The 21,904-nt window shown below is 60.6% G+C and carries 17 protein-coding genes and 2 riboswitches; of the genes, 7 read left to right on the top strand and 10 right to left on the bottom strand.

What is annotated here, in order from left to right; all coding sequences use genetic code 11:
* Positions 1–18: 18 nt before the first annotated feature.
* Positions 19–792, top strand: a complete 774-nt coding sequence (locus KP808_RS14295) for an enoyl-CoA hydratase (RefSeq protein ID WP_122259480.1) — start codon at positions 19–21, stop codon at positions 790–792.
* On the opposite strand, the gene KP808_RS14290 is transcribed toward KP808_RS14295, so the two are convergent.
* Positions 732–2,372, bottom strand: a complete 1,641-nt coding sequence (locus tag KP808_RS14290; protein WP_058402249.1) for a type VI secretion system Vgr family protein — start codon at positions 2,370–2,372, stop codon at positions 732–734. The genes KP808_RS14295 and KP808_RS14290 overlap by 61 nt on opposite strands.
* A 325-nt stretch (positions 2,373–2,697) precedes the next feature.
* Here KP808_RS14290 and KP808_RS14285 point away from each other — a divergent pair, with 325 nt between their 5' ends.
* Positions 2,698–3,402, top strand: a complete 705-nt coding sequence (locus KP808_RS14285; protein ID WP_058402250.1) for a YebC/PmpR family DNA-binding transcriptional regulator — start codon at positions 2,698–2,700, stop codon at positions 3,400–3,402.
* Between the two features lie 20 nt (positions 3,403–3,422).
* On the opposite strand, the gene KP808_RS14280 is transcribed toward KP808_RS14285, so the two are convergent.
* Together KP808_RS14280 and KP808_RS14275 are read right to left on the bottom strand one after the other, a co-directional pair.
* Entirely contained in the window at positions 3,423–4,727 is a 1,305-nt protein-coding gene (locus KP808_RS14280) for a leucine-rich repeat-containing protein kinase family protein (RefSeq protein WP_230016353.1), read from the bottom strand.
* A 79-nt stretch (positions 4,728–4,806) separates the two neighbouring features.
* Positions 4,807–5,352: a TetR/AcrR family transcriptional regulator gene (locus tag KP808_RS14275; protein ID WP_002553247.1), complete on the bottom strand. Its 546-nt coding sequence runs from the start codon at positions 5,350–5,352 to the stop codon at positions 4,807–4,809.
* 106 nt (positions 5,353–5,458) lie between these two features.
* Here KP808_RS14275 and KP808_RS14270 point away from each other — a divergent pair, with 106 nt between their 5' ends.
* Positions 5,459–6,688: an MFS transporter gene (locus tag KP808_RS14270; protein ID WP_230016352.1), complete on the top strand. Its 1,230-nt coding sequence runs from the start codon at positions 5,459–5,461 to the stop codon at positions 6,686–6,688.
* A 34-nt stretch (positions 6,689–6,722) separates the two neighbouring features.
* On the opposite strand, the gene KP808_RS14265 is transcribed toward KP808_RS14270, so the two are convergent.
* From KP808_RS14265 to KP808_RS14255, 3 genes are all read right to left on the bottom strand, one after another.
* A complete protein-coding gene (locus tag KP808_RS14265) occupies positions 6,723–7,859 on the bottom strand; it encodes a M14 family metallopeptidase (protein ID WP_230016351.1) in 1,137 nt (378 codons plus the stop codon).
* A 100-nt stretch (positions 7,860–7,959) separates the two neighbouring features.
* On the bottom strand, positions 7,960–8,493 hold the full coding sequence (locus KP808_RS14260; RefSeq protein ID WP_230016350.1) for a DUF4880 domain-containing protein: 534 nt from the start codon (positions 8,491–8,493) through the stop codon (positions 7,960–7,962).
* Between the two features lie 495 nt (positions 8,494–8,988).
* Positions 8,989–9,456, bottom strand: a complete 468-nt coding sequence (locus KP808_RS14255; RefSeq protein ID WP_002553253.1) for an Lrp/AsnC family transcriptional regulator — start codon at positions 9,454–9,456, stop codon at positions 8,989–8,991.
* 184 nt (positions 9,457–9,640) lie between these two features.
* On the opposite strand from KP808_RS14255, the gene KP808_RS14250 reads away from it, so the two are divergent.
* Positions 9,641–13,123 (top strand): indolepyruvate ferredoxin oxidoreductase family protein, encoded by a 3,483-nt coding sequence (locus KP808_RS14250; protein WP_230016349.1) that lies wholly within the window; start codon positions 9,641–9,643, stop codon positions 13,121–13,123.
* Positions 13,124–13,194: 71 nt separating this feature from the next.
* Here the strand turns inward: KP808_RS14250 and cobM are convergent, their stop codons facing one another.
* From cobM to KP808_RS14230, 4 genes are read right to left on the bottom strand one after another with little or no spacing between them, the layout of a single operon-like run.
* On the bottom strand, positions 13,195–13,944 hold the full coding sequence (cobM, locus tag KP808_RS14245; protein ID WP_058402257.1) for a precorrin-4 C(11)-methyltransferase: 750 nt from the start codon (positions 13,942–13,944) through the stop codon (positions 13,195–13,197).
* Positions 13,945–13,976: 32 nt separating this feature from the next.
* Complete coding sequence (locus KP808_RS14240; protein ID WP_230016348.1) at positions 13,977–14,426, bottom strand: cobalamin biosynthesis protein; 450 nt, start codon at positions 14,424–14,426, stop codon at positions 13,977–13,979.
* Entirely contained in the window at positions 14,404–15,111 is a 708-nt protein-coding gene (locus tag KP808_RS14235; protein WP_230016347.1) for a CbtA family protein, read from the bottom strand. Before KP808_RS14235 ends, KP808_RS14240 begins: the two co-directional genes overlap by 23 nt.
* Positions 15,112–15,121: 10 nt before the next feature.
* The gene (locus KP808_RS14230) at positions 15,122–15,310 is read right to left on the bottom strand and encodes a CbtB domain-containing protein (protein ID WP_230016346.1); all 189 of its coding nucleotides are present in this window, start codon (positions 15,308–15,310) and stop codon (positions 15,122–15,124) included.
* Positions 15,311–15,406: 96 nt separating this feature from the next.
* Positions 15,407–15,620, bottom strand: a riboswitch (cobalamin riboswitch).
* 58 nt (positions 15,621–15,678) lie between these two features.
* Positions 15,679–15,901: riboswitch (cobalamin riboswitch) on the top strand.
* Positions 15,902–16,016: 115 nt separating this feature from the next.
* Between KP808_RS14230 and cobW the strand changes: the two genes are divergently transcribed.
* Genes cobW through KP808_RS14215 form a run of 3 tightly spaced genes read left to right on the top strand, consistent with a single transcriptional unit; the run spans position 16,017 to position 21,878 of the window.
* Complete coding sequence (gene cobW / locus KP808_RS14225) at positions 16,017–17,081, top strand: cobalamin biosynthesis protein CobW (RefSeq protein WP_122260060.1); 1,065 nt, start codon at positions 16,017–16,019, stop codon at positions 17,079–17,081.
* Positions 17,082–17,085: 4 nt separating this feature from the next.
* Positions 17,086–20,850 carry a cobaltochelatase subunit CobN gene (cobN, locus tag KP808_RS14220; protein WP_230016345.1) on the top strand — a complete coding sequence of 1,255 codons (3,765 nt, stop codon included), beginning with the start codon at positions 17,086–17,088 and terminating at the stop codon, positions 20,848–20,850.
* Positions 20,850–21,878 (top strand): ATP-binding protein, encoded by a 1,029-nt coding sequence (locus tag KP808_RS14215; protein WP_230016344.1) that lies wholly within the window; start codon positions 20,850–20,852, stop codon positions 21,876–21,878. The genes cobN and KP808_RS14215 overlap by 1 nt, the downstream gene beginning before the upstream one ends.
* The last annotated feature ends 26 nt before the right edge of the window (positions 21,879–21,904 follow it).

Below are 21,904 nucleotides of genomic sequence, written 5' to 3'. Positions count from 1 at the left end.
TTAAAAGGATATTTATCAATGTCTTACGAGACAATTCTAAGTGAGATTATAGGTAAGGTTGGCGTGATCACGCTGAACCGTCCCAAGGCACTGAATGCATTGAATGCTCAATTGATTGACGAGCTGAACCATGCACTCGACCAGTTCGAAGCAGACAGTGCCATCGGCTGCATCGTGCTGACCGGTTCGGAAAAAGCCTTTGCTGCCGGTGCAGATATCAAGGAAATGGTCGACCTGTCCTACCCGCAGATCTACCTTGACGACCTGTTTCGTGAAAGTGACCGGGTGGCCACGCGACGCAAACCCATCGTGGCGGCAGTGGCCGGTTTTGCGTTGGGTGGCGGTTGTGAGCTGGCGTTGATGTGCGATTTCATTCTGGCGGCTGAAAACGCCAGATTCGGGCAGCCGGAGATCAATCTCGGTGTGTTGCCGGGCATGGGCGGGACGCAGCGTCTGACTCGCGCCGTCGGCAAGGCCAAAGCCATGGAAATGTGCCTGACCGGTCGCCTGATCGATGCTCACGAAGCCGAGCGCGCCGGACTGGTTGCGCGGGTAGTGCCACTTGAGCAGTTGCTGCCGGAAGCCCTCGCGGTAGCGGCGGTGATCGCCGGCAAGTCCCTGCCGGTGGCGATGATGGTCAAGGAGAGCGTCAACCGCGCGTTCGAGGTCAGTCTGGCCGAAGGCATCCGGTTCGAGCGCCGGGTGTTTCACGCAGCCTTCGCCAGTCACGATCAGAAGGAGGGCATGAACGCGTTTATCGACAAGCGCCAGCCGGATTTCAAGGACTGCTGATCTACGCGACCCAGAATCTGGATGTGCTGCGCATCAATATGCAGCTCGGCCGTCTGCCCGTGAACAATCAACTCGCTATCTGTTGTAACGCGCAGGTGCTCGCCGCTCGCAAGACGAATGCAATCGGCTGGTTCTGCAGACAGGTCGCCGTGCCACAGACTGTCTTGCGACGCGTGTTCAGCTGGTGACAGGGCTGCGCAGATGACCGGGCGCTCGGGATTATTGTCCAGGTAACGGACCAGTACGCGTGAGCCAGGCAGCAACTGATGAATCTCGCGGCAGGCGACCAGCGCCATCGCCCAGCGCGGGTTGGGGCGGTCTGCGTGGTGTTGCGCTTGCCAGTCGAAACGAACCGGTCGGTAGCCGGGCTGTTCTGCGTACGTGTCGCTGTCTTGCAGCGTGGCTATATGATCACCTGTGGCGGCCGGTCGAGAATGTCTGGCTGAAGGGCGAAACGGCATCGCCCAGGGGATGGCCTTGAAACGGTTACCATAGCCATTGCCTGATAGCTGTGCGGCTGCGGGCGATGTGCGCTGCTCGTCGGTGAGGATGCGCAGGATTGCCAAGGCATCATGGGCGGCGGCACCTCTGAGCACCTGTAATTGCCGACCCGCGTGCAGCACTTCGGTCAGCAACCATTGATCGTTAAGCAATGGCTCCGGGTGATCAAGCACCTGTATGACTTCGCCACTGCGCAAGCCAGACCGGTTGCTGCGCCCGCCGACGTCGCGCCGTTCACAGCGCAAGCGCTCCAGCTCGCGCATGCCGCGCTGGCGACTCAGCGCCTCTTCCTGGCTGATTGGGCCGCGAACGCCTGACGGTTGAAATGCATGATTGGCTGCGGGCGTTGTGGCGTTCTCGTCGTGCTTTGATGAGGGAGGCTGCGTCTGTTTCAGGCCTGGAGCGGGTTGTCGCGAAACGCCTGGAAGCGTCAGTACTTCTGCCATGTGCAAGAGCGTCCCGGTCGATGCGCCTGACTGTTCCTGGCGCTTGAAGCGAAAGGGTACGGGCTGTGCCGGAAAGCTTGCAGAGTCATCCGAGAACACCAGCCGATGGCCGCTCTGACGATGTTCGAAACGGAAATGAATGCCTTCTTCTTCGCACAGGCGTTGCAGCAGGTGCAGATCGCTTTCGTCGTACTGGATATACAGCAGTCTGGCCGGGTAAAGACCGTTCATGTGCTCGAAGCGGTAAGCGTTTGCGCCAATACCGTGTGTTTCAAGCAACTGAGCGATCAACTGAGGAGGCGCAATATCCTGATAGATGCGCCGGTGCCGATGGGCTGCAAGCTTGCCAAGGCTGGGCATCAGGATCAGGTGATAAAGGCTCACGCGAGCCCCACTGTGGATTCGGGCCGCATGGCAGATCTGGCCATGCACGCCGCTGCGACGCTCACCGAACCTCAAAAACGCTTCTCGGTGCAGCAGGCTGCGCATATCCAGAAGAGGGTCGCCGATCAGCCAGATGTCGAAGCGATACGCTTCATTGAGAGCGTCACGGCCGGTGAAGCTGATGACATGCAGATCCGTCTGGCAGTCGGTAATCGCCAGTATGATTGGCATTTGCAGGTCCTTGCGCATCTGCGGGGCTCTCTACCTTCAAAATCAGGGTGCGCAGGTTACGGAATCCCTTGGCCTAAAAGCATTGCTGCAAGGTTTTTCAGAAAAAGACTACAAGCAGTGATGGAAAGCGGATGATTGCCGTCGGCCCGATTGGCAGCCATCTTGGCGAGTTCGTTCGAGCAATGTGCGCGGCGGGGGTTTCATCTGCCGTGATCGCGTATAAAATGCGCCGCGCCGGACAGGGTATTTGCCGGTGACCCTTTTTCAGCGCCTTGCCAGCGCCGCGTTCTGTCAGTCGTGCAGACGCAGGCGGCGAGGTGCCTAGCGAATCAAGAGAGCAGACATGGGCGCACAGTGGAAGGTCAAGCATAAAGAAGCGGCAGCCAATGCCAAGGGACGCACGTTTGGCAAGCTGTCCAAGGAGATCATGATCGCCGCACGGGCTGGCGCAGATCCGGACATGAACTCGCGTCTGCGGCTGGTAGTGGAACAGGCCAAAAAGGCCTCGATGCCGCGCGAAACCCTGGAGCGTGCCATCAAGAAAGGCGCAGGCCTGCTGGGCGAGAGCGTCAACTTCGAGCGTCTGACCTACGAAGGTTTTGCGCCGCATCGCGTGCCGGTGATCGTCGAGTGCCTGACCGATAACATCAATCGTACGGTCTCGGAAATTCGCGTGCTGTTCCGCAAGGGCCAGTTGGGTGCTGCGGGCTCGGTATCGTGGGACTTTCTGTACCAGGGCATGATCGAGGCCGTACCGGCTTCACCGGACGCAGATCCAGAGCTGGCGGCAATCGAAGCCGGTGCCCAGGATTTCGAGCCAGGTGAAGAGGGCGCGACGCTGTTCCTCACCGAATCCACCGACATGGACGCAGTCTGCAAGGCGCTCCCGGAATTCGGTTTCACCGTGCAGTCGGCGCAATTGGGTTATCGCCCGAAAAGCACCGTGGACGGCCTGACCGAGGAGCAGATGGCCGAAGTCGAAGCGTTTCTCGAAGCCATCGACAATCACGACGACGTGCAGAACGTTTACGTGGGTCTTGCAGGCTGATCACTGTGTAATGGAGCGCGTTACGCGCTCCATGCTTTTATCTGTAGAAGAATCTCCGCCAGTGACGGTCGTCGCTGGCAATCAGGCTGCACGCAACTCGCCTGAAGCGCCTTTAGCCCCTGCATTACGTTCTGATTCTGCTCATCGGCATCGCAGCGCTCCAGCAATTCTCCCAGCAAGATACCGAATGCCCGTGTTTCGATGCGCTCCAGCGCCTTTCCCTGTACCGCTGAGGGGTGAAACGACGCCGCGCCGAAGTCGCTCAGCAGGCAGTTGCCATCCTCTTGCACAAGAATGTTGTGGCCATAAAGGTCGCCATGCGTGATGCCGTTGGCATGCAGGTGCGCAGTGGCCGACCCGATGCCTTCGGCAATACGTAACAGCACCGGCAGCGAAAAGCGTGTTTCGCGGGAATAGATATCGCGGGTACAGGATTCCAGGCTCGGCGGCCCGGCAAGATTGCCGAAGTCGGGCGCTATCAGTTCCATGACCAGGCCACGCTGCTGATCGGGATGCCCGCTGATTTGCCCGAGCACCTCGATCAGGTGAGCGTGACGGCCGGCGGCGATGCAGGCGGCCATTTCATTGAGCGGTGAGCCATCGCTGGTGACATTGCCCTTGTACAGCTTGACCGCCGTCATTCGCTCATCGTTTACATCCTGCCAGAGCGCCTGCTGAATGATCCCGGAAGCGCCTTCGCCCAGGCGCTGACCGATGCTCAACTGATGCCACGGGATCTGACGGATCGGCTCAGGCCGGTGCTCGGCGCACAGTGGATTGTCGGCATAGGCAAGCCATGCCAGGGCAGGCAGGCTCAGCAGCCAGTCAGGCAGTTCGGTCAGGCGATTGGCCGCAATGCGGATCAGCTCCAGGTTGTGGCAATCAGCGAGGGTCGCAGGCAGCGTACGCAAGCGGTTGCCAGCGAGCATGAGCTTTTGCAGGTCCGGGCGACGGCCCAGTTCATCAGGCAGGTACTCGATACAGTTATCGGTCAGTATCAGCCAGCGCAGGCGCGGCGGCAGTGCTGCGGCGCTGACCTGTTCAATGCGATTGGCCTTGAGGCCTACAATTTGCAGCTGCTGGCATTGGCCGATGCTTTCCGGCAGGTGCGTGAAGGCGTTGTCTGAAGCGAACAGCACGCGCAGCCGGGTAAGGCGGCACAGGTCGTCAGGCAGCGAAGTCAACGAGTTGCCGCTGAGGTTCAATACTTCCAGGGTGTCCGCCAGGTCGAATACCTCGACCGGGAATTCGCTCAGGCCGCAGGAAAGGTCAAGCCGTTTGATACCTGCCAGCTTGCCGGCGCGTAGATCTGCGAGGGTGTGCATGAATAGGCTCGGTCATGGATATCGTACAAGGCGCGCATCATAACGGGTGTTTCAGCCACTGACTGCTGCAAGCGTTGCCTCAGCTCAGGCAGCGCTCCACCCATTGACGCACGCGTTCGGGCGTGGGGGCCGATTCGGAGTAAAGAATCCGGTAGATCATCGGCGCAACAATGGCATCAATCAGGTCGTCGGCGGTTGGCGAGGCTTCGCCGCGAGCAGTCGCACGGTCAATCATGACCTGCAATTGCTCACGGACCATTGCCGCGCACCTGCCGACACAGCCAGAGGTGCTGGCAACCACATCACGCATCAGGGCGCGACCTGGGGTCGAAGACATTTCGTCGAGATACATTTCGCTCCAGGTCAGCAGGTCCTGGTGCAGACTGCCTTGATCTATTGGCGCATCAGGGCGCAGATGTTCAATGGCGGCGTCTGCCAGCAAGGTGGTCAAGTCACCCCAGCGGCGATAAATGGTCGACGGCGTAACGCCCGCCCGGAGCGCGATCATTGGCACGCTGAGCGCCGAACGATCATGCTCCAGCAACAAGTCGCGGACCGCGCGATGAATGGATTCCTGCACTCGGGCGCTGCGGCCTCCGGTGCGTACTGCTTCTTTGATAGCCATACGGCGGACCTTAACACAAAGTATTTGCTTTAAGCGCTCCTGCGTCGCACACTCCACAAAAGCTAATTTATGGCTTTAACAGGTTGCATTGGCGGAGAGCGTATTCATGTCCCTTCCTTCACAAGGTTCGACGCTATCAGACCTCAAGTCTGATAGCCGGGCGCGAAGCCATCTCGGGTTTCTGGCCTTCACCACACTGTGCTTCTTTGCTGCGTCCAGCACACCCACGCCGCTTTATCATCTGTATCAGGAGGCATGGGGCTTCTCGTCCGGCGTGCTCACCCTGATTTTTGCAGTGTATGCATTCAGCCTGCTGGCCGCCTTGCTGATCGGTGGCTCGTTGTCTGATTACCTGGGGCGGCGTCCGGTGATTTTCGGTGCCTTGCTGCTGCAAATCGTTTCGATGTTGCTGTTCATTTTTGCCAGCGATGTTAGCTGGCTGATGGCCGCGCGTCTGTTGCAGGGGTTTGCTACAGGACTTGCTGCCAGTGCATTGGGGGCTGCCTTGCTGGACAGCGATTCAGTCAAAGGGCCGCTGATCAACAGCATCTCGCCCATGCTCGGCATGGCGGTGGGGGCGCTGGGCACGGCACTGCTGGTGCAGTTCGCGCCGTTACCACTGGTGCTGGGTTACTGCTTCCTGTTGGCCGCCTTTGTGGCGCAAGCGATTTACCTTGGCCGAGTGGAAGAAACCGTCAGCCGCCAGCCAGGCGTCTGGCAATCCCTCAAGCCATCGCTGCACGTTCCGCAGCAGTCGCGGCGCATGTTATGGCTGGTACTGCCGGTGGATATAGCAGCCTGGGCACTGGGCGGCTTTTTTCTGTCGCTGAGCCCATCCTTGCTGGCAGCGGCGACTGGCTCGAACTCGCCACTCAACGGTGGCCTGGCGGTTGCGGCGCTGACGCTCAGTGGCGCGCTGGCGATTCTGAGCTTGCGTCAGCGCGAGCCGGTGCTGGGATTGTGGGTAGGCGCAAGCTTTTTGCCGCTCGGTGTGGCGGTCATTCTGCTGGCGGTCAACCTGGGCATGTTGTGGCTGTTCTTCGTCGGTGCCGTGGTGGCGGGCATCGGTTTCGGATCAAGTTTTCTGGGCGCACTGCGGATGCTCATGCCAACCGCGCATGCCCATGAGCGGGGTGGGCTGATGTCAGCCTTTCTGGTACTCAGCTACCTGGCCTTCTGCATACCGGCACTGGTTGCCGGGTGCTTTGCCCACTCGGCAGGGCTGGTGATGACCAGCAATGTCTACGGAGCAGTGGTGATCACGCTGGCATTAATCGCATTGGCGAGTTTGATCGTGCGCCGTACAGCCAGCAAAAACAAAAATGCCCACGTTTAAGTGGGCATTTCGGCTTGCCGACAGGCGGGAGCCTTCAGCGCAGGTCGTTAACCATCTCGGCCAGCACGGTCAATACATCCCCGGCCAGTTGCGCCGAGCGTTTGCCTGACCAGCCTGTCACCGGGTCAGGCGCGTTATCGTGGTCCTTGAACGGCATCTCCAGCGTCAGCGCCAGGCATTTATAGCGTTCGCCCACGGCATTTGCCGCCAGGTTCATATTGGCCTGGCCGGGCGCGCTGCGCGGGTAGCCGTAGACCGTCTGGAAGCTGTCGCTAACCTCGCACAGACGGCTGCGAAAGCGCTCTTCAAGCTGGCGTTGATGCGCGGTGTACCCCGGGTTGCCCTCACACGCGGCGGTGAATACGTAGGGGATTTCCTCGTCACCGTGCACGTCGAGGAACATGTCCACGCCGTATTTTTCCATCTGCTGCTTGATGAAGAAGACTTCCGGGCTTTGTTCTTTAGTGCTGTCCTGCCACGCGCGGTTGAGATCCTTGCCGTTGGCATTGGTACGCAAGTGGCCATGAAAGGCGCCGTCCGGGTTGACGTTAGGCACCAGATACAGGTCCGTGTTGGCGAGTAATTGCTGCAGCACTGCGTCGTCTTTTTGCTGAAGGCGTTCGATCACGCCTTCCATGAACCATTCAGCCATGTGCTCGCCGGGATGCTGCTGGGCAATCATCCAGATCTTGCGCTTGCCTTCGGTGCCGTCACCTTTGCGCAGCAACTGAATATCACGACCTTCGACACTTTTGCCGACAGCCAGCAAGTGTGCGCCGGCCTTTTGCTGGGCCTGTCCGATCAGCCAGTCATGGCGTTCACGGCTGTAGGGTTCGAAGTACGCAAACCAGACCTGCGGTTGATCAGGCGCAAGGCTGAAGTTCAGTGCCTTGCCGTCGAAATCAGACGCGACCCGAAACCAGTTCTCATGGTCGTAGGACGCCACGGCGTTGTAGCCGGTCCAGGCACTGTTGAAGGTGGACTCGCTGGCATTGGTCAGGCTGAAACCATAGGTCTGGCCGACGTTCAGGCCTTCTGCCTTGAAATGAAACCACTGGAAATGCGCACTTTGCGTGTCGGGCCGGATCGCCAGGCTTATATGCGCCGGGTCGCTTGCGTCGAGAACCTGAATATTGCCGCTGTCGAAATCTGAACTGATCGTGAGGGTCAAGATAGGTGCCTGCGTACGTAGATGCCTTTTAAGACCGCTACTGTACACCGATCAACCGGGCACCTTGCGACGTAAACTTCATCGCAACGGTCATCCTGTGTCAGGAAATAGCCTCGGCTGTGACCATCAGGCTGCAGATGAATGCCGTCAGCAGACACCACACCAGATAGGCACGACGCTTGCGTCGATGCCAGCCGGACGCACCGAGCAACAAGGCAGGGGCCTGTAACTGGCGCCACATGCGTTCGCTGTTCTGGAACGCTGAAAGGTGTGCGGCATCGGCGTCCAGCCAGTGGCGAAATTCGATGCGTTCACTGGCCGTTGCAGCAGGGCTCTGCAAGTGCACATACCAGCGGCTGGCCTGATCCTGAATGGCACGGCTGTCATCGGTGCTCTGAAGATGTGCCTTGCCCAGTGCGCGAAGCATCGCGCGCTCTACCCGGGCGATATCGACATCCATGAAGCGAGCGATGTCGGCATACGCCAGACCATCAAGCCGGCTGAGCAGGAATATCTGCCGGGTACGGCGCGAAAGCTTGCCAAGCCGGTGGCCGAGTTCGATGACCTGCGGCGTGGGTTGCGGCTCAGGCAGGCGGGCGGGGAGGTGCAGCAAAGAAGGGAGCTGATTACTCATGATGTATCGCTCGCTGATCTTCCATGGGGATTGTTCCTTGCAATGACTGGCATCGTCCGTGACAAGGGTAGACTAGTGAATACGAGAATCATTCTCAAGTGAAAAGTTGCAGCATTTACTTTTTTATATGCCGTATCCGGCCATTTTCGCTGCAAAAACATAACCCGTATCAGGGTTGCTTTGCTATGATCCGCGCCATTGCTACACACCTGCGCAGTACCCAGACTTCATTAGCCTGAAGCAGCGAAACCAAAAGAAAGAACCAAAAAAAAGACCCGGCAAAAAGCCGGGTCAAAAACCGTGATTAGCCTGATGAGGAGATAATCAGGAAGCCGACCTAAGACTTCCAGGTTATCCAGCGGATCTCGCGACCCGCTGATGCAATAATAATCATTATCATTTGCAAGTCAAATGTTTTTATTGCCCTCATCGATACAGATAATCCGCCAGCGCCTGCTCGGCGGATTTTTCTTTTTCGTTCCCACCCGACACCCTCTAGTCCAGCGGCAACTCCGTGGTGCGTTTCACCGTGCTCATGGCAATGTTCGAATGGGCCTCATGTACGTGCGGCAACTGCAGCAAATGATCGCGCAGAAAGCGCTCATAGCTGGCGATGTCCTGAGCAACCACCTTGAGCATGAAATCCATCCCTCCGGCCATGGTGTAGCACTCCAGCACCTCCGGGTGGCCGATGATCGCTTCTTCGAATTCGGCCAGATAGCGCCGGCCATGGCCCGACAGCTTGACCTCGACAAACACGGTCATGCTCAGGCCGAGCTTCTGAGTGCTGAGCAGGGCGACAGTGCGTTCTATCACTCCGTCTTCCTGAAGCCGGTGGATGCGCCGCCAGCAGGGCGATTGCGATAACTCGACCCGTTCGGCGATTTCTGCCGCAGACAGGCTGGCGTCATGTTGCAGAAGACGAAGAATCTTGCGATCGATGGGGCTCAATTTAGGCTGCATGAATTGACCTTGTTTTTTGTTCTGGCCGAAAAAAGCATGCTCAATATCAGCAGATTTGCACGCATTTAGAAAGAAAAAGCCTCTTTGCTGCTGGCAGTCTAGTGGCAAGGCTGCCGGGTTGGACCGTCCCGGCGCAAAAGCCTGACACCTATAAGAACAAGACAAGAACAAGAGAGGTATCCGCATGTCTCTGGCTGATATTCGTCTGGATGATAAATACCGGCTTGCCACCGGCAATCTGTACCTGACCGGCACACAGGCCCTGACCCGCCTGCCGATGTTGCAAAAGCAGCGCGATGAGGCGCAGGGCCTGAACACTGCCGGGTTCATCTCTGGCTACCGCGGTTCGCCGCTGGGTAATCTGGACAAGAGCCTTTGGGACGCCAAGGACTACCTGCAACAAAACGCCATCCATTTTCAGCCGGGCATCAACGAAGAACTGGCGGCTACGGCCGTCTGGGGCAGTCAGCAGGTCAACCTGTTCCCCCACGGCAAATACGATGGCGTGTTTGCCCTCTGGTACGGCAAAGGCCCGGGCGTGGACCGTTGCGGGGATGTCTTCAAGCACGGCAACTCGGCCGGCGTTGCAGCCAATGGCGGTGTGCTGATTCTTGCGGGCGATGACCACGGCTGCAAATCCTCGACCATTGCCCATCAGAGCGAACATGCGTTTATTGCTTCGATGATTCCGGTACTCAACCCCAGCAACGTTCAGGAAATTCTCGACTACGGCATCATCGGCTGGGAATTGTCGCGTTACAGCGGTTGCTGGGTGGCGATGAAGACCATTGCCGAAAACGTGGATTCTTCGGCCGTGGTCGAGGTTGACCCGTTGCGGGTCAAAACGCGCATTCCGGAAGATTTCGCACTGCCGGAAGGCGGTTTGCACATCCGCTGGCCGGACCCGCCGCTGGCCCAGGAAGCGCGGCTCAACACCTACAAGATCTATGCGGCCAGGGCCTTCGCCCGCGCCAATCAGCTTAACAAGGTGGTTATCGATTCAGCACAGCCCAGGCTGGGCATCATTACTACCGGCAAGTCCTATCTGGATGTGCGTCAGGCGCTTGAAGAGCTGGGTATCGATCAGGAGCTGTGCGACCGGGTCGGGATTCGCGTGCTCAAGGTCGGCATGAGCTGGCCGCTGGAACCGGTGTCGGTGCACGACTTTGCTGAAGGGCTGGATGAAATTCTGGTGGTCGAGGAAAAACGCAGTGTCATCGAAGATCAACTGACCGGGCAGCTCTACAACTGGCCCGTGGACCGCCGCCCGGTGGTGGTCGGTGAGTTCGATGAACAGGGCCGCTCACTGCTGCCGAACCTCAGCGAGCTGACCCCGGCAATGATCGCCAGGGTCATCGCCAAGCGTCTTGCGCCGTTCTACAGCAGCCCGCAGATCGAGGCACGTCTGCAGTTTCTCAGCGACAAGGAACAGGCGCTTCAGGCGCCGCTGTTCACCACCCAGCGCACTCCGCATTTCTGCTCCGGCTGCCCGCATAACACCTCGACACGGGTTCCGGAGGGCAGTCGCGCCCTGGCCGGGATCGGCTGCCATTACATGACCATCTGGATGGATCGGGAAACCGATACGTTCACCCAGATGGGCGGCGAGGGCGTGACCTGGATCGGTCAGGCACCGTTCACCGAAACACCTCACGTCTTCCAGAATCTGGGCGACGGTACTTACTTTCATTCCGGGCATCTGGCGCTGCGTGCAGCCGTGGCCTCCAAGGTTAATATCACCTACAAGATCCTCTACAACGATGCCGTTGCCATGACCGGTGGCCAGCCAATCGATGGCGTGCTGCGCGTCGATCAACTGAGCCGCCAGGTGTTCAACGAGGGCGTGCAGCGCATCGCACTGGTCTCCGACGAGCCGGACAAGTACCCGAGCCGACAGGATTTCGCGCCGATTACCACCTTCCATCATCGGCGTGATCTGGACAGCGTGCAGCGCGAGCTGCGTGAGTTCAAAGGCGTATCGGTGATCATCTACGACCAGACCTGTGCGACTGAAAAGCGTCGCCGTCGCAAACGCGGCACCATGCCTGATCTGGAAAAGCGTGCGTTGATCAACCCGGCCGTATGTGAGGGCTGCGGCGACTGCGGGGTCAAATCCGGTTGCCTGTCCGTGCTGCCCAAGGAAACGGCGCAGGGCCGCAAGCGCGAAATCGATCAGAGCGCCTGCAACAAGGATTTCAGCTGCGTCGAAGGTTTCTGCCCAAGCTTCGTCACCGTGCATGGCGGCAAGCTGCGCAAGCCTGCATTGCCCACGCAGGTCGAGGCGTTCGCTCGCTTGCCCGAACCAGTACTGCCGTCGCTGGAGCGGCCGTTCAATATTCTGTTGCCGGGGGTTGGCGGCACAGGCGTGACCACCGTCGGTGCAATGCTGGGTTATGCCGCTAATCTGGAAGGCAAGGGCTGCAGCGTGCTGGATCAGGCCGGTTTGGCACAGAAGTTCGGCCCGGTGGTCAGCCATATCCGTATTGCAGCGCGCCAGCAGGACTTGTTCGCGGTGCGTATCGCAGCCGGCGAGGCGCATCTGCTGCTCGGCTGTGACTTACTGGTGGCTGCCGGTCCGGATGCAATCGCCAAGCTCGACAGCAAGATTTCCCACGCAGTGGTCAACAGCCAGCAAACGCCGACCGCCGAGTTCACGCGCAACCCGGATGCGGTGTTTCCGGCCGAGGCCATGAAGCAGACCATCATCGAGGCGGTCGGCGCTGCGAAAACCCACTTTGTCGAAGCCACATCGCTGGCCACCCGGCTGATGGGTGACAGCATCGCCAGTAACCTGTTCATGCTCGGTTACGCGTTTCAGCTAGGCCTGATTCCGCTGACCTCGGCGGCCATCGAAAAGGCGATCGAACTCAACGGGGTGGCAGTCAATCTCAACCAGCAGGCGTTTCTCTGGGGCCGTCGTACCGCCCATGATCCTGCGGCGGTCGAAGCCTTCGTCAATCCGCAGCAGAAGGTCAGCGAGCCGCAGCCAATGGACCTGGATCAGCGTATTCAGAGCAATGTCGAAACCTTGAAGGCGTATCAGAACGGCGCCTATGCCAAGCGCTATGTGGAGCTGGTGCAACGTGTGCGCGATACCGAATCACGGGTGTTCCCCGGTCAGCAGCCGATGCTCTCTGAGGCGGTTGCGTTCAACTACTTCAAATTGCTGGCCTATAAGGACGAGTACGAAGTAGCGCGGCTGTACAGCAACGGCGAGTTCACCCGTCAGTTGGAAGCGCAGTTTGAAGGCGATTATCGACTGGAATTCCACTTGGCACCGTCATGGCTGGCAAAACGCGATCCGCACAACGGCCTGCCGCGCAAACGCAGTTTCGGCCCCTGGATGCTGCGCGCGTTCAACGTACTGGCAAAATTCAAGTTCCTCCGTGGCACAGCGCTCGATCCGTTCGGTCACAGCCTTGAGCGCAAACAGGAGAGGGATCTGATTGACGGTTACGTGCGTGACATCGAGCTGATTCTTCAGCACCTGCAAGCACAGAACCGCCATACCGCCTTGAACCTGGCACGTCTGCCGGAGCGAATTCGTGGCTATGGCTATATCAAGGAGAGCGCCATGAAAGCGGCTGCATTGCAGGCCGACATTCTGCGCAAGAGTCTGGAAAGTGGCGAAGTGGTTGCGCCGAAGTTGTATGAGGCGGCTGCCTGACGGGGAGATGCTTCGCAGCGACCGGGGCAGATCCGCTGTGTTCTGCGCCCGGAGTATCGCCTTCGCCAATATCAGCTCGGTCTGAACAGGTGTGCATGCCCGGCGCGGTACAGCGAGGACTCGCTGAAGGTGTCGTCGGCAAGCACACGTCCGACCAGAATCAATGCCGTGCGGCGAAAGCCTTTGGCCTGCACTTTGTCTTGAATATCCGCCAGTGTGCCAACTGCCCAGTCCTGATCCGGCCAACTGGCACGGTGCACCACGGCAACCGGGCAATCGGCTCCGTAATGTGGAACGAGCTCGTCGACAATCCGCTGCAGGTTGTTCACCCCCAGATGAATCGCCATGGTTGCCCGGTGGCTGGCCAGACTGGCCAGCTCCTCGCCGCTGGGCATTGAGGTCTTGTCGGCATAGCGAGTCAGAATCACGCTTTGCGAAACATCCGGCAGGGTCAGCTCGACGCCCAGCAGCGCAGCGCAGGCAGCGGTCGCGGTGACGCCGGGAATGATTTCGAATGGAATATTCAGTTCCCGCAGATGGCGGATCTGCTCGCCGATGGCGCCATACAGGCTCGGGTCGCCGGAATGCACGCGAGCAACGTCCTGGCCTTGCGCATGCGCGGCCTTTATCAGTTCAATGATCTGCTCCAGATGCAGCTCGGCGCTGTTGGTCACCTGCACGGCCTGATGACCCTCCAGCACGGCGAGCGGCACCAGTGAGCCTGCATAGATAATGACTGGGCATGTGCGAATCAGGCGTTGCCCCTTGACGGTGATCAGCTCGGGATCACCAGGGCCGGCACCGATGAAATAGACAGTCAATGAATTCTCCGGAATGGATGAGCGCGGGGAGATTATCCGCTGTGCGCAGGGCTGATTGCCAAGGCAAATGTGGCGTGGGCGCTTTTCTGCCGTTCGATCAGCAGGGTGGCGGTGCCGTCTCCCAGTTGCGCGGCCAGCGCCAGTGCCGAACCTTCGGCGACACCGTGACAGCCGGTGGTCTGGAAGACCTGCGCAGAACGATGGGTGAGGTGCAGCTCCCACGCGACCAGTTGCGCGGCGTTGAAGAACACCAGCGGCACTGCCAGTTGCCCGGCCAGTTCAAGCAGGCCCGGTTCCTGGTCTTTCAGATCGATACATGCCAGCGCAGTGACGCTGGCAATCTCCAGGTCAATCACGCGAAGGCTGTTCTCGATCAGCTCGCGCAACGTCGCTGCAGAGCAACCGCGGCGACAGCCCAGCCCGGCCACCAGTGACGAGCCGGGCTGAACGGTCGGAAAATCAGGCCTGATGCAGGTCGGCATCGTTTCTGCGGAACAGCCAGGCACTGATCAGCCCCATCGCGACCCAGAACAGCGCGTTGGTCAATAGTGAGGCAAGCATGAATTGCGATTCCAGAGCTTCGGGTGCCATGCTCTGATGGACCAGCGGCTGTGGTGCGCCGATCACGTGAGGAACGACCAGAATCGCCACGCCCAGCACTTTGAGCAGCCAGTTCTGACCAAATACCAGCAAGGCCAGCCCGGCGGCAGTCGATGCGGCCGTACCTATCCACCAGGCCTGACGCTGACTCAGTTCGGCGGCAGCAGTGCCTGGCAATTCAGGCGGCAGGCCAAGCGTTGGCGCGAGCACAAAAACCGCGAAACCGGCCAGCCCCCACCATACGCCTTGCACTGTGCGACCCGGCGCGCGCAGGGTGTAAAGCCCGGCAAGCATCAGGGCGAAGCCTACCGCGACCACCAGATTGCCGCCCGTGGTGGACAGCACACGTTGCCAGCCGTTTTCAGGTTCCCAGGCCGCTTGGTCATGCGCATGACTGTGCTCGGCATCAGCGCCGTCGGCATGCTCATGGGCCTGTTCGGCAGTTGCGTTCTCGTAGGTTTCGGCCTGCTGGATCAGTGGCACCACCCAGAAGCTTTGCAGCACGGTCAGCAGCAGGGCCGCAAGCAGGCCCGTGAACCCGGCAGTTTGTGCGATTCGCTTGAACATTGTGGAGTCCTTAATGGCAAGGAAAGGCAGCGCTGTGACGGGTATCGTGTGCGGCGTTGTGTACGGCCGCGATGTGCGAGAAACCGGCGAAGTACACCAGACAGGCACCCAGCAGCGCAGCGCTGATGGCGGCTGTCAGGCGTTGAGTGCGGGTGGAGCTGGTGGCGGCGGCGTGGCTGCTGCTGCTGATGGTCGACATGGCGATCCCTCTTGATGATTGGCAAGCGGGCCACGCGCGAAGGAACCTGCCGGCAGACGCCAGAGGTTTCAACTGCGCCCGCCCACCGCGGGTTTGTCATTGCAACGATGTCGGGCCGGTCTCCGGGCTCGCGAGGGGCTCAAACGTCGTACGTTCAAGGCCTGCAAGGTCACCTTCCCATGCCGTGGCACAGTGGATCAGACCTTCTCTCGCTTACCGTTGCGGGGGCAGCACCGGACTTGCTCGACAGCGTGAGCGCACCGGTTTCCCGTTTCACCCCGTGAGGGGCACCCGAAACAAGGCGTACAGGAGAGCATGGGCGGCGGGGGATCGTCAATCTGAACGATTGACCTGTCTGCGGTCACTGCGTAGCCTTGCCGGCTCGAGGTTCTCCATGCGTAAAGCGTTACACATGGAGCTAAGACGGGAATGCGGTACACGCCGCAGCTGCCCCCGCAACTGTAAACGGTGAGGTTCATTGCACAGCCACTGCTGCGGCGGGAAGGCGCGATGAATGCGTGTCGGAGCGGTCTTCATTGCCTGCCCCATGCCGCCGTGAGCCAGGAGACCTGCCTCGAACCGGGCTGACCAAAAAGCCTGCGAATTCTCACTACAACCGGGCGGGGTGATCCGGTGGCGATCCGATCCGTGTGCCAGGCACGCGGTTCTCGTCCTGTTTGCCCGCCGCATTGCCAAAGGGCACCTGATGAAAACACTGGCCAAGCTTCCCGTCACCATCGTCACCGGCTTCCTCGGCTCGGGCAAAACCACCCTGTTGCGGCACATGCTCGACAACGCCGAAGGGCGGCGCATCGCGGTCATCGTCAATGAATTCGGTGAGCTGGGCATCGACGGAGAAATCCTCAAGCAGTGCACCATCGGTTGCACCGAAGAAGAGGCCAACGGCCGGGTATATGAGTTGGCCAACGGCTGCCTGTGCTGCACGGTGCAGGAAGAATTCTTCCCGGTCATGCGCGAACTGGTCGCGCGTCGTGGCGATCTGGACCACATCCTGATCGAAACCTCCGGGCTGGCATTGCCCAAGCCGCTGGTTCAGGCTTTTCAGTGGCCGGAAATTCGCAACGCCTGCACGGTCGATGCGGTGATCACTGTCGTCGACAGCCCTGCGGTACTGGCCGGTACGTTTGCTGCGTTCCCGGATCAGGTCGATGCGCAGCGCAAACTCGACCCGAATCTGGACCATGAGTCGCCTCTGCACGAGCTGTTCGCTGATCAACTGGCCAGCGCCGATCTGGTGATCCTCAACAAGGCCGACATGATCGACGCCGAAGGTCTTGCAGCGGTGCGTGCCGAAGTTGCCGAAGAACTGCCGCCAGCCGTCAAGGTGATTGAAGCCAGCAGCGGTCGTCTGCCGATCAGCGTGCTGCTGGGTGTTGGCGCCGAGTCCGAGCTGCACATCGATGGTCGCAAGACCCATCATGATCATCACGACGATGACGATCATGATGACCACGATCACGATGCTTTCGATTCTATTTCCCTGAAATTGCCTCAGGCCGATGAAAAGGTGCTGCTAGACGCACTGAATCAACTGGTCGTGCAGCACGGCATTCTGCGCGTGAAAGGCTTCGCGGCCATTCCCGGCAAGCCGATGCGCCTGCTGATCCAGGGTGTGGGTACGCGTTTTGACAAGCACTTCGACCGCGCCTGGCGCGCCGACGAAGAGCGCGCCACGCATCTGGTGCTGATTGGTCAGGAGCTGGATGCCGTGGCCCTGCAAGCGCAGCTCAACGCTGCAGTTGTCGGCTGACCCCATGCATTTACTGAGAACCCAGCCCGGCGGTTTCGTACCCGACGACAGCATTGCCGATCTGGGCCAGACCCCGGCCGAGCTGGTGATTCTCTGTAGCGGAGACTCCAGCCTGGCGCTGCTGGCCGAAGCTGCCCGGCAGCTCCCTGACGACTACCCGAGCCTGCGTCTGGCCAACCCGATGCAGGTACAGAATCACGCCTCTGTCGACTTGTATGTCGATGAGGTGCTGCGCCACGCCAAAGTCATTCTGATTTCCCTGCACGGTGGCATCGGTTACTGGCGTTACGGCGTCGAGCGGCTGATGGAGCTGGCGGCGCGCGGGGTTCAGGTCATTCTGGTGCCTGGTGATGACCGCCCTGATCCTGAACTGAGCGACCTGAGCACGGTGCCTGCCGCAGAACGCGACCGGCTATGGCAGTTTCTGCGTCAGGGCGGCTTGCAGAATGCGCTGGAAATGTATCGTTGCATGGCCAGTCGCTGGCTGGACCGGGACTATTCCTGGACCGAGCCCCAACCGTTGCCACGCACAGCCATTTACCACCCTCGACTGGCAAGTGCGCAGCTCACCGATTGGCAAGCCGACTGGGTTGCAGGACAGCCCGTCGTGGCGCTGCTGTTCTACCGCTCGCACTTGCAGGCCGCCAATACCGGTTTTATCGACGAGTTCTGTGCGCGCTTGCAGGCGCAGGGCATCAACCCGCTGCCCATAGCCGTGGCCAGCCTGAAGGAGCCCGGCTGTTTCACTCAGGTGGAGGACTGGCTGGACGAGGCTGAAACCGAGCTGATCCTCAACACCACAGGCTTTGCCCAGTCGAGTCCGGAAGCGCCGCATCTGCGCCCGTTTCGGCGCAACGTGCCGGTCATTCAGGCGATCTGCGCGCAGGACAACGAACCTGCCTGGCAGGCCAGCGAACAGGGCCTTGGTGCGCGCGATCTGGCGATGCACATTGCCTTGCCGGAGCTGGACGGGCGAATCATCAGTCGGCCAATCAGTTTCAAGGATCTGGCCTGGCGCAGCGAGCGCAGCCAGTCGGACGTGGTGTGTTACCGCGCCCAGCCGGACAGGATGGATTTTGTCGCGCAACTGGCGCGGCGCTGGATCGAACTGGCGCGGCTGCCCAACGCCGACAAGCGTGTGGCGTTGATCCTGGCCAACTATCCGACCCGCGACGGGCGGATCGGCAACGGTGTGGGGCTCGACACGCCTGCTGCGGCGCTGAACATCCTGCGCGCCATGCAGGCCGAGGGTTATCCGCTGGCACAATTGCCGGACAGCGGCACCGAGCTTATCCAGCAACTGCTGGGCGGTGTGACCAATGATCTGGACAGCATTGACCTGCGGCCCTGCCAGCAAAGCATGGCACTGGAGGAATACCTGGCGGCGTTCAACGAGCTGCCGCAGGAAAACCGTGATGCCGTGAATGCCCGTTGGGGCGCGCCGGACGGCGATCCGATGTTTCGCAGTGGCAGGATGATGATTGCCGGTCTGCGCTTTGGCCTGACCTTTGTTGGCATTCAGCCTGCGCGTGGCTACCAGGTAGACCCCAGCGCGGTGTACCACGACCCGGATCTGGTTCCGCCCCACGGTTATCTGGCGTTTTACTTCTGGCTGCGCAAGGCGTACGGCGCGCATGCCGTGGTGCATGTCGGCAAGCACGGCAACCTTGAGTGGCTGCCGGGCAAGGGCGTCGGCCTTTCCCGAACCTGCTGGCCGGACGCTGTACTGGGTGCCATGCCGAACATCTATCCATTCATCGTCAACGATCCGGGCGAGGGCGCACAGGCCAAGCGACGCACCCAGGCGGTGATCATCGATCACTTGATGCCGCCTCTGACCCGCGCGGAAACCTATGGCCCACTGCGCAATCTGGAACTGCTCGCCGACGAGTTCTATGAGGCGCAACTGCTTGATCCGCGCCGCGCGCGCGAGTTGCAACGGGACATTCTTGAACTGGTCCGTGAAACCCATATCGACCGCGAGCTGGCCCTGGGCGAAAACCTCGACAGCGACGCCGATGCGGCGCTCTGGCTGCCGCGTCTGGACACTTACCTGTGTGATCTGAAGGAGTCGCAGATTCGCGACGGCCTGCACATCTTCGGTCAGTCACCGCAAGGCCGCCTGCGCACCGACACCTTGCTGGCCCTGCTGCGCATCCCGCGTGGCGACGGGCGCGGCGCGCAGTCGAGTCTGTTACGGGCGTTGAGCAAAGCGTTCGGTCTGGATTTCGACCCGCTGGACTGCGAACTGGCCGAACCCTGGGCCGGCGCGCGTCCTGCTGCGTTGCTGGCGGTCAGCAGTGACCCGTGGCGCACTGCCGGTGATGCGCGTGAACGGCTTGAGCTTTACGCCGCTGCGCTCATCGAACGCGTGACACAGGGCGAAGCGCTGCACGACCTGCCGGTCGACGATGATCTGGCACTGATTCTCGACAGCCTGCGTGAAGTGGTCGCGCCGCGTCTGGACGCCTGCGGCCCCGGCGAAATGCAGGGCATGCTCGATGCACTGAACGGCCGCTTCGTCCCGGCAGGCCCCAGCGGCGCGCCGAGTCGGGGGCGCCTGGATGTGCTGCCCACCGGTCGTAACTTTTTTACCGTGGATGTCCGCAACCTACCGACCACCACGGCGTGGCGTATCGGTTTCCAGTCTGCCAGCCTGTTGCTGGAAAGGCACCTTCAGGACCATGGCGACCATCTGCGTCAGTTGGGGCTGTCGGTCTGGGGCACGGCGACCATGCGCACCGGTGGTGACGATATCGCTCAGGCGATGGCGCTGATGGGCGTACGCCCGGTCTGGGCGACGGGCAGCCAGCGGGTCGATGATTTCGAGATTCTGCCGGTCAGCCTTCTGGACCGCCCAAGGGTGGACGTGACATTGCGGGTGTCGGGCTTTTTCCGTGATGCCTTCGCCAACCTTATCAAGCTGTTCGACGCTGCGGTGCAGGCAGTTGCTGCGCTGGACGAGCCGGACGACCTGAACCCGCTGGCGGCCAGGGTGCGAGAAGAACGACAAGGTTTTATCGCCGAAGGGTTGAGTGAAGACGAGGCGGCACGTCAGGCGGGCTGGCGGATCTTCGGCGCCAAGCCCGGTGCCTATGGTGCTGGCGTGCAGGGCGCGATCGACGGCCGTCTGTGGCAGAGCCGTGAGGACCTTGCCGAGGTTTACCTGAACTGGGGCGGCTACGCCTATGGCGCTGCCGATGAAGGTACGCCTGCGCGTCAGCGCTTTGCCCAGCGTCTGTCTCAGGTGCAGGCCGTGCTGCAGAATCAGGACAATCGCGAACACGACCTGCTTGATTCAAACGATTATTACCAGTTTCAAGGCGGCATGCTCGCGGCTTCGGAAACCCTCAGCGGGCAGAAGACCGCCAGTTACCATGGCGATCACAGCCAGCCGGACCTGCCGAAAATCCGCACCCTGAAGGAAGAGCTGAACCGGGTGATACGCTCGCGCGCAGCGAATCCGAAATGGATCGACGGGGCCAGACGTCATGGGTACAAAGGTGCGTTCGAAATGGCCGCGACCGTGGATTTCCTGTTTGCCTTCGACGCGACCACCGAGCTGATCGATGATCACCAGTACGCGCTGCTGGCCGACGCCTATCTGCTTGACCCGACCACTCGCGATTTTCTCGCCGAGCACAATCCCGATGCCTTGCGCGACATGACCGAGCGCATGCTCGAAGCCCAGCAGCGTGGCCTCTGGCAGGAGCCGGGCGAGTATCAGCAGGCGCTTGAAGACCTGCTCTTGGACATAGAAGAGAACTGATGACCTTGCCTGACCCGAACATCACCGAAACTCCACATTTTCCGCTGGCCGCTGTGGTCGGCGCCGATGACCTGAAGCTGGCGTTGTGCCTGACCGCCATCGACCCGCGCATCGGTGGCGTATTGATCGAAGGGCCTCGGGGCATGGCCAAATCGACGCTGGCCCGGGGGCTGGCCGATGTGCTGGCCAGCGGTCAGTTCGTCACCTTGCCGCTGGGTGCTACCGAAGAGCGTCTGGTCGGCACGCTGGATCTGGACGCCGCGTTGAGCGAAGGCCGCGCGCGCTTCTCTCCGGGCGTGCTGGCCAAGGCCGACGGTGGCGTGCTGTATGTCGATGAGGTCAATCTGCTCGCCGACCATCTGGTCGACCTGTTGCTGGACGTTGCGGCCAGCGGTGTCAATCTGGTCGAGCGGGATGGTATTTCCCATCGCCATGCCGCGCGCTTCGTACTGATCGGCACCATGAACCCGGAAGAAGGTGAATTGCGCCCGCAGTTGCTGGATCGCTTTGGCCTGAATGTCGCATTGAGTGGCCAGACTCTGCCTGCCGAGCGCAGCCAGATCATCCGTCGCCGTCTGGATTTCGACAGCGATCCGGTTATGTTTTGCCAGCAATGGCAAGCGCAGCAGGACGCCTTGAAGCTTCGTTGTGAGCAGGCGCGTCAACTGCTTGCCGGTATCGAGCTGGATGACCAGTCATTGGCAATGATCACCGAGCGCTGCTTTGCTGCGGGGGTCGACGGTATGCGTGCCGATCTGGTCTGGCTGCGGGCCGCGCGCGCCCATGCGGCATGGCGTGGTGCCGACCGGATCGAAGAACAGGACATCGACGCGGTCGCCGAGTTTGCCTTGCGTCATCGGCGGCGCGAGCCGGCCCCGCCGCCACAAAACCCGGAAGCGCCACCGCCCGGATCGTCCGGCAAGCAGGCCGACCCTGAAAGCGGGCAGGGCAGCTGGGGCGAGTTGCCCGCCCAGGCCGTCACTACCGGCGCACGCCGCGAAGTGCCGAGCTGGCCAAAAAAGCCTTAGGCATCCGCCCTCGTATCGCACAGGGG

It is taken from the genome of Pseudomonas savastanoi (assembly GCF_020917325.1).
GTDB lineage: Bacteria > Pseudomonadota > Gammaproteobacteria > Pseudomonadales > Pseudomonadaceae > Aquipseudomonas > Aquipseudomonas amygdali.
Note: the sequence above shows the minus strand (reverse complement) of the source record. Positions and strands in the feature narration are given on the sequence as shown.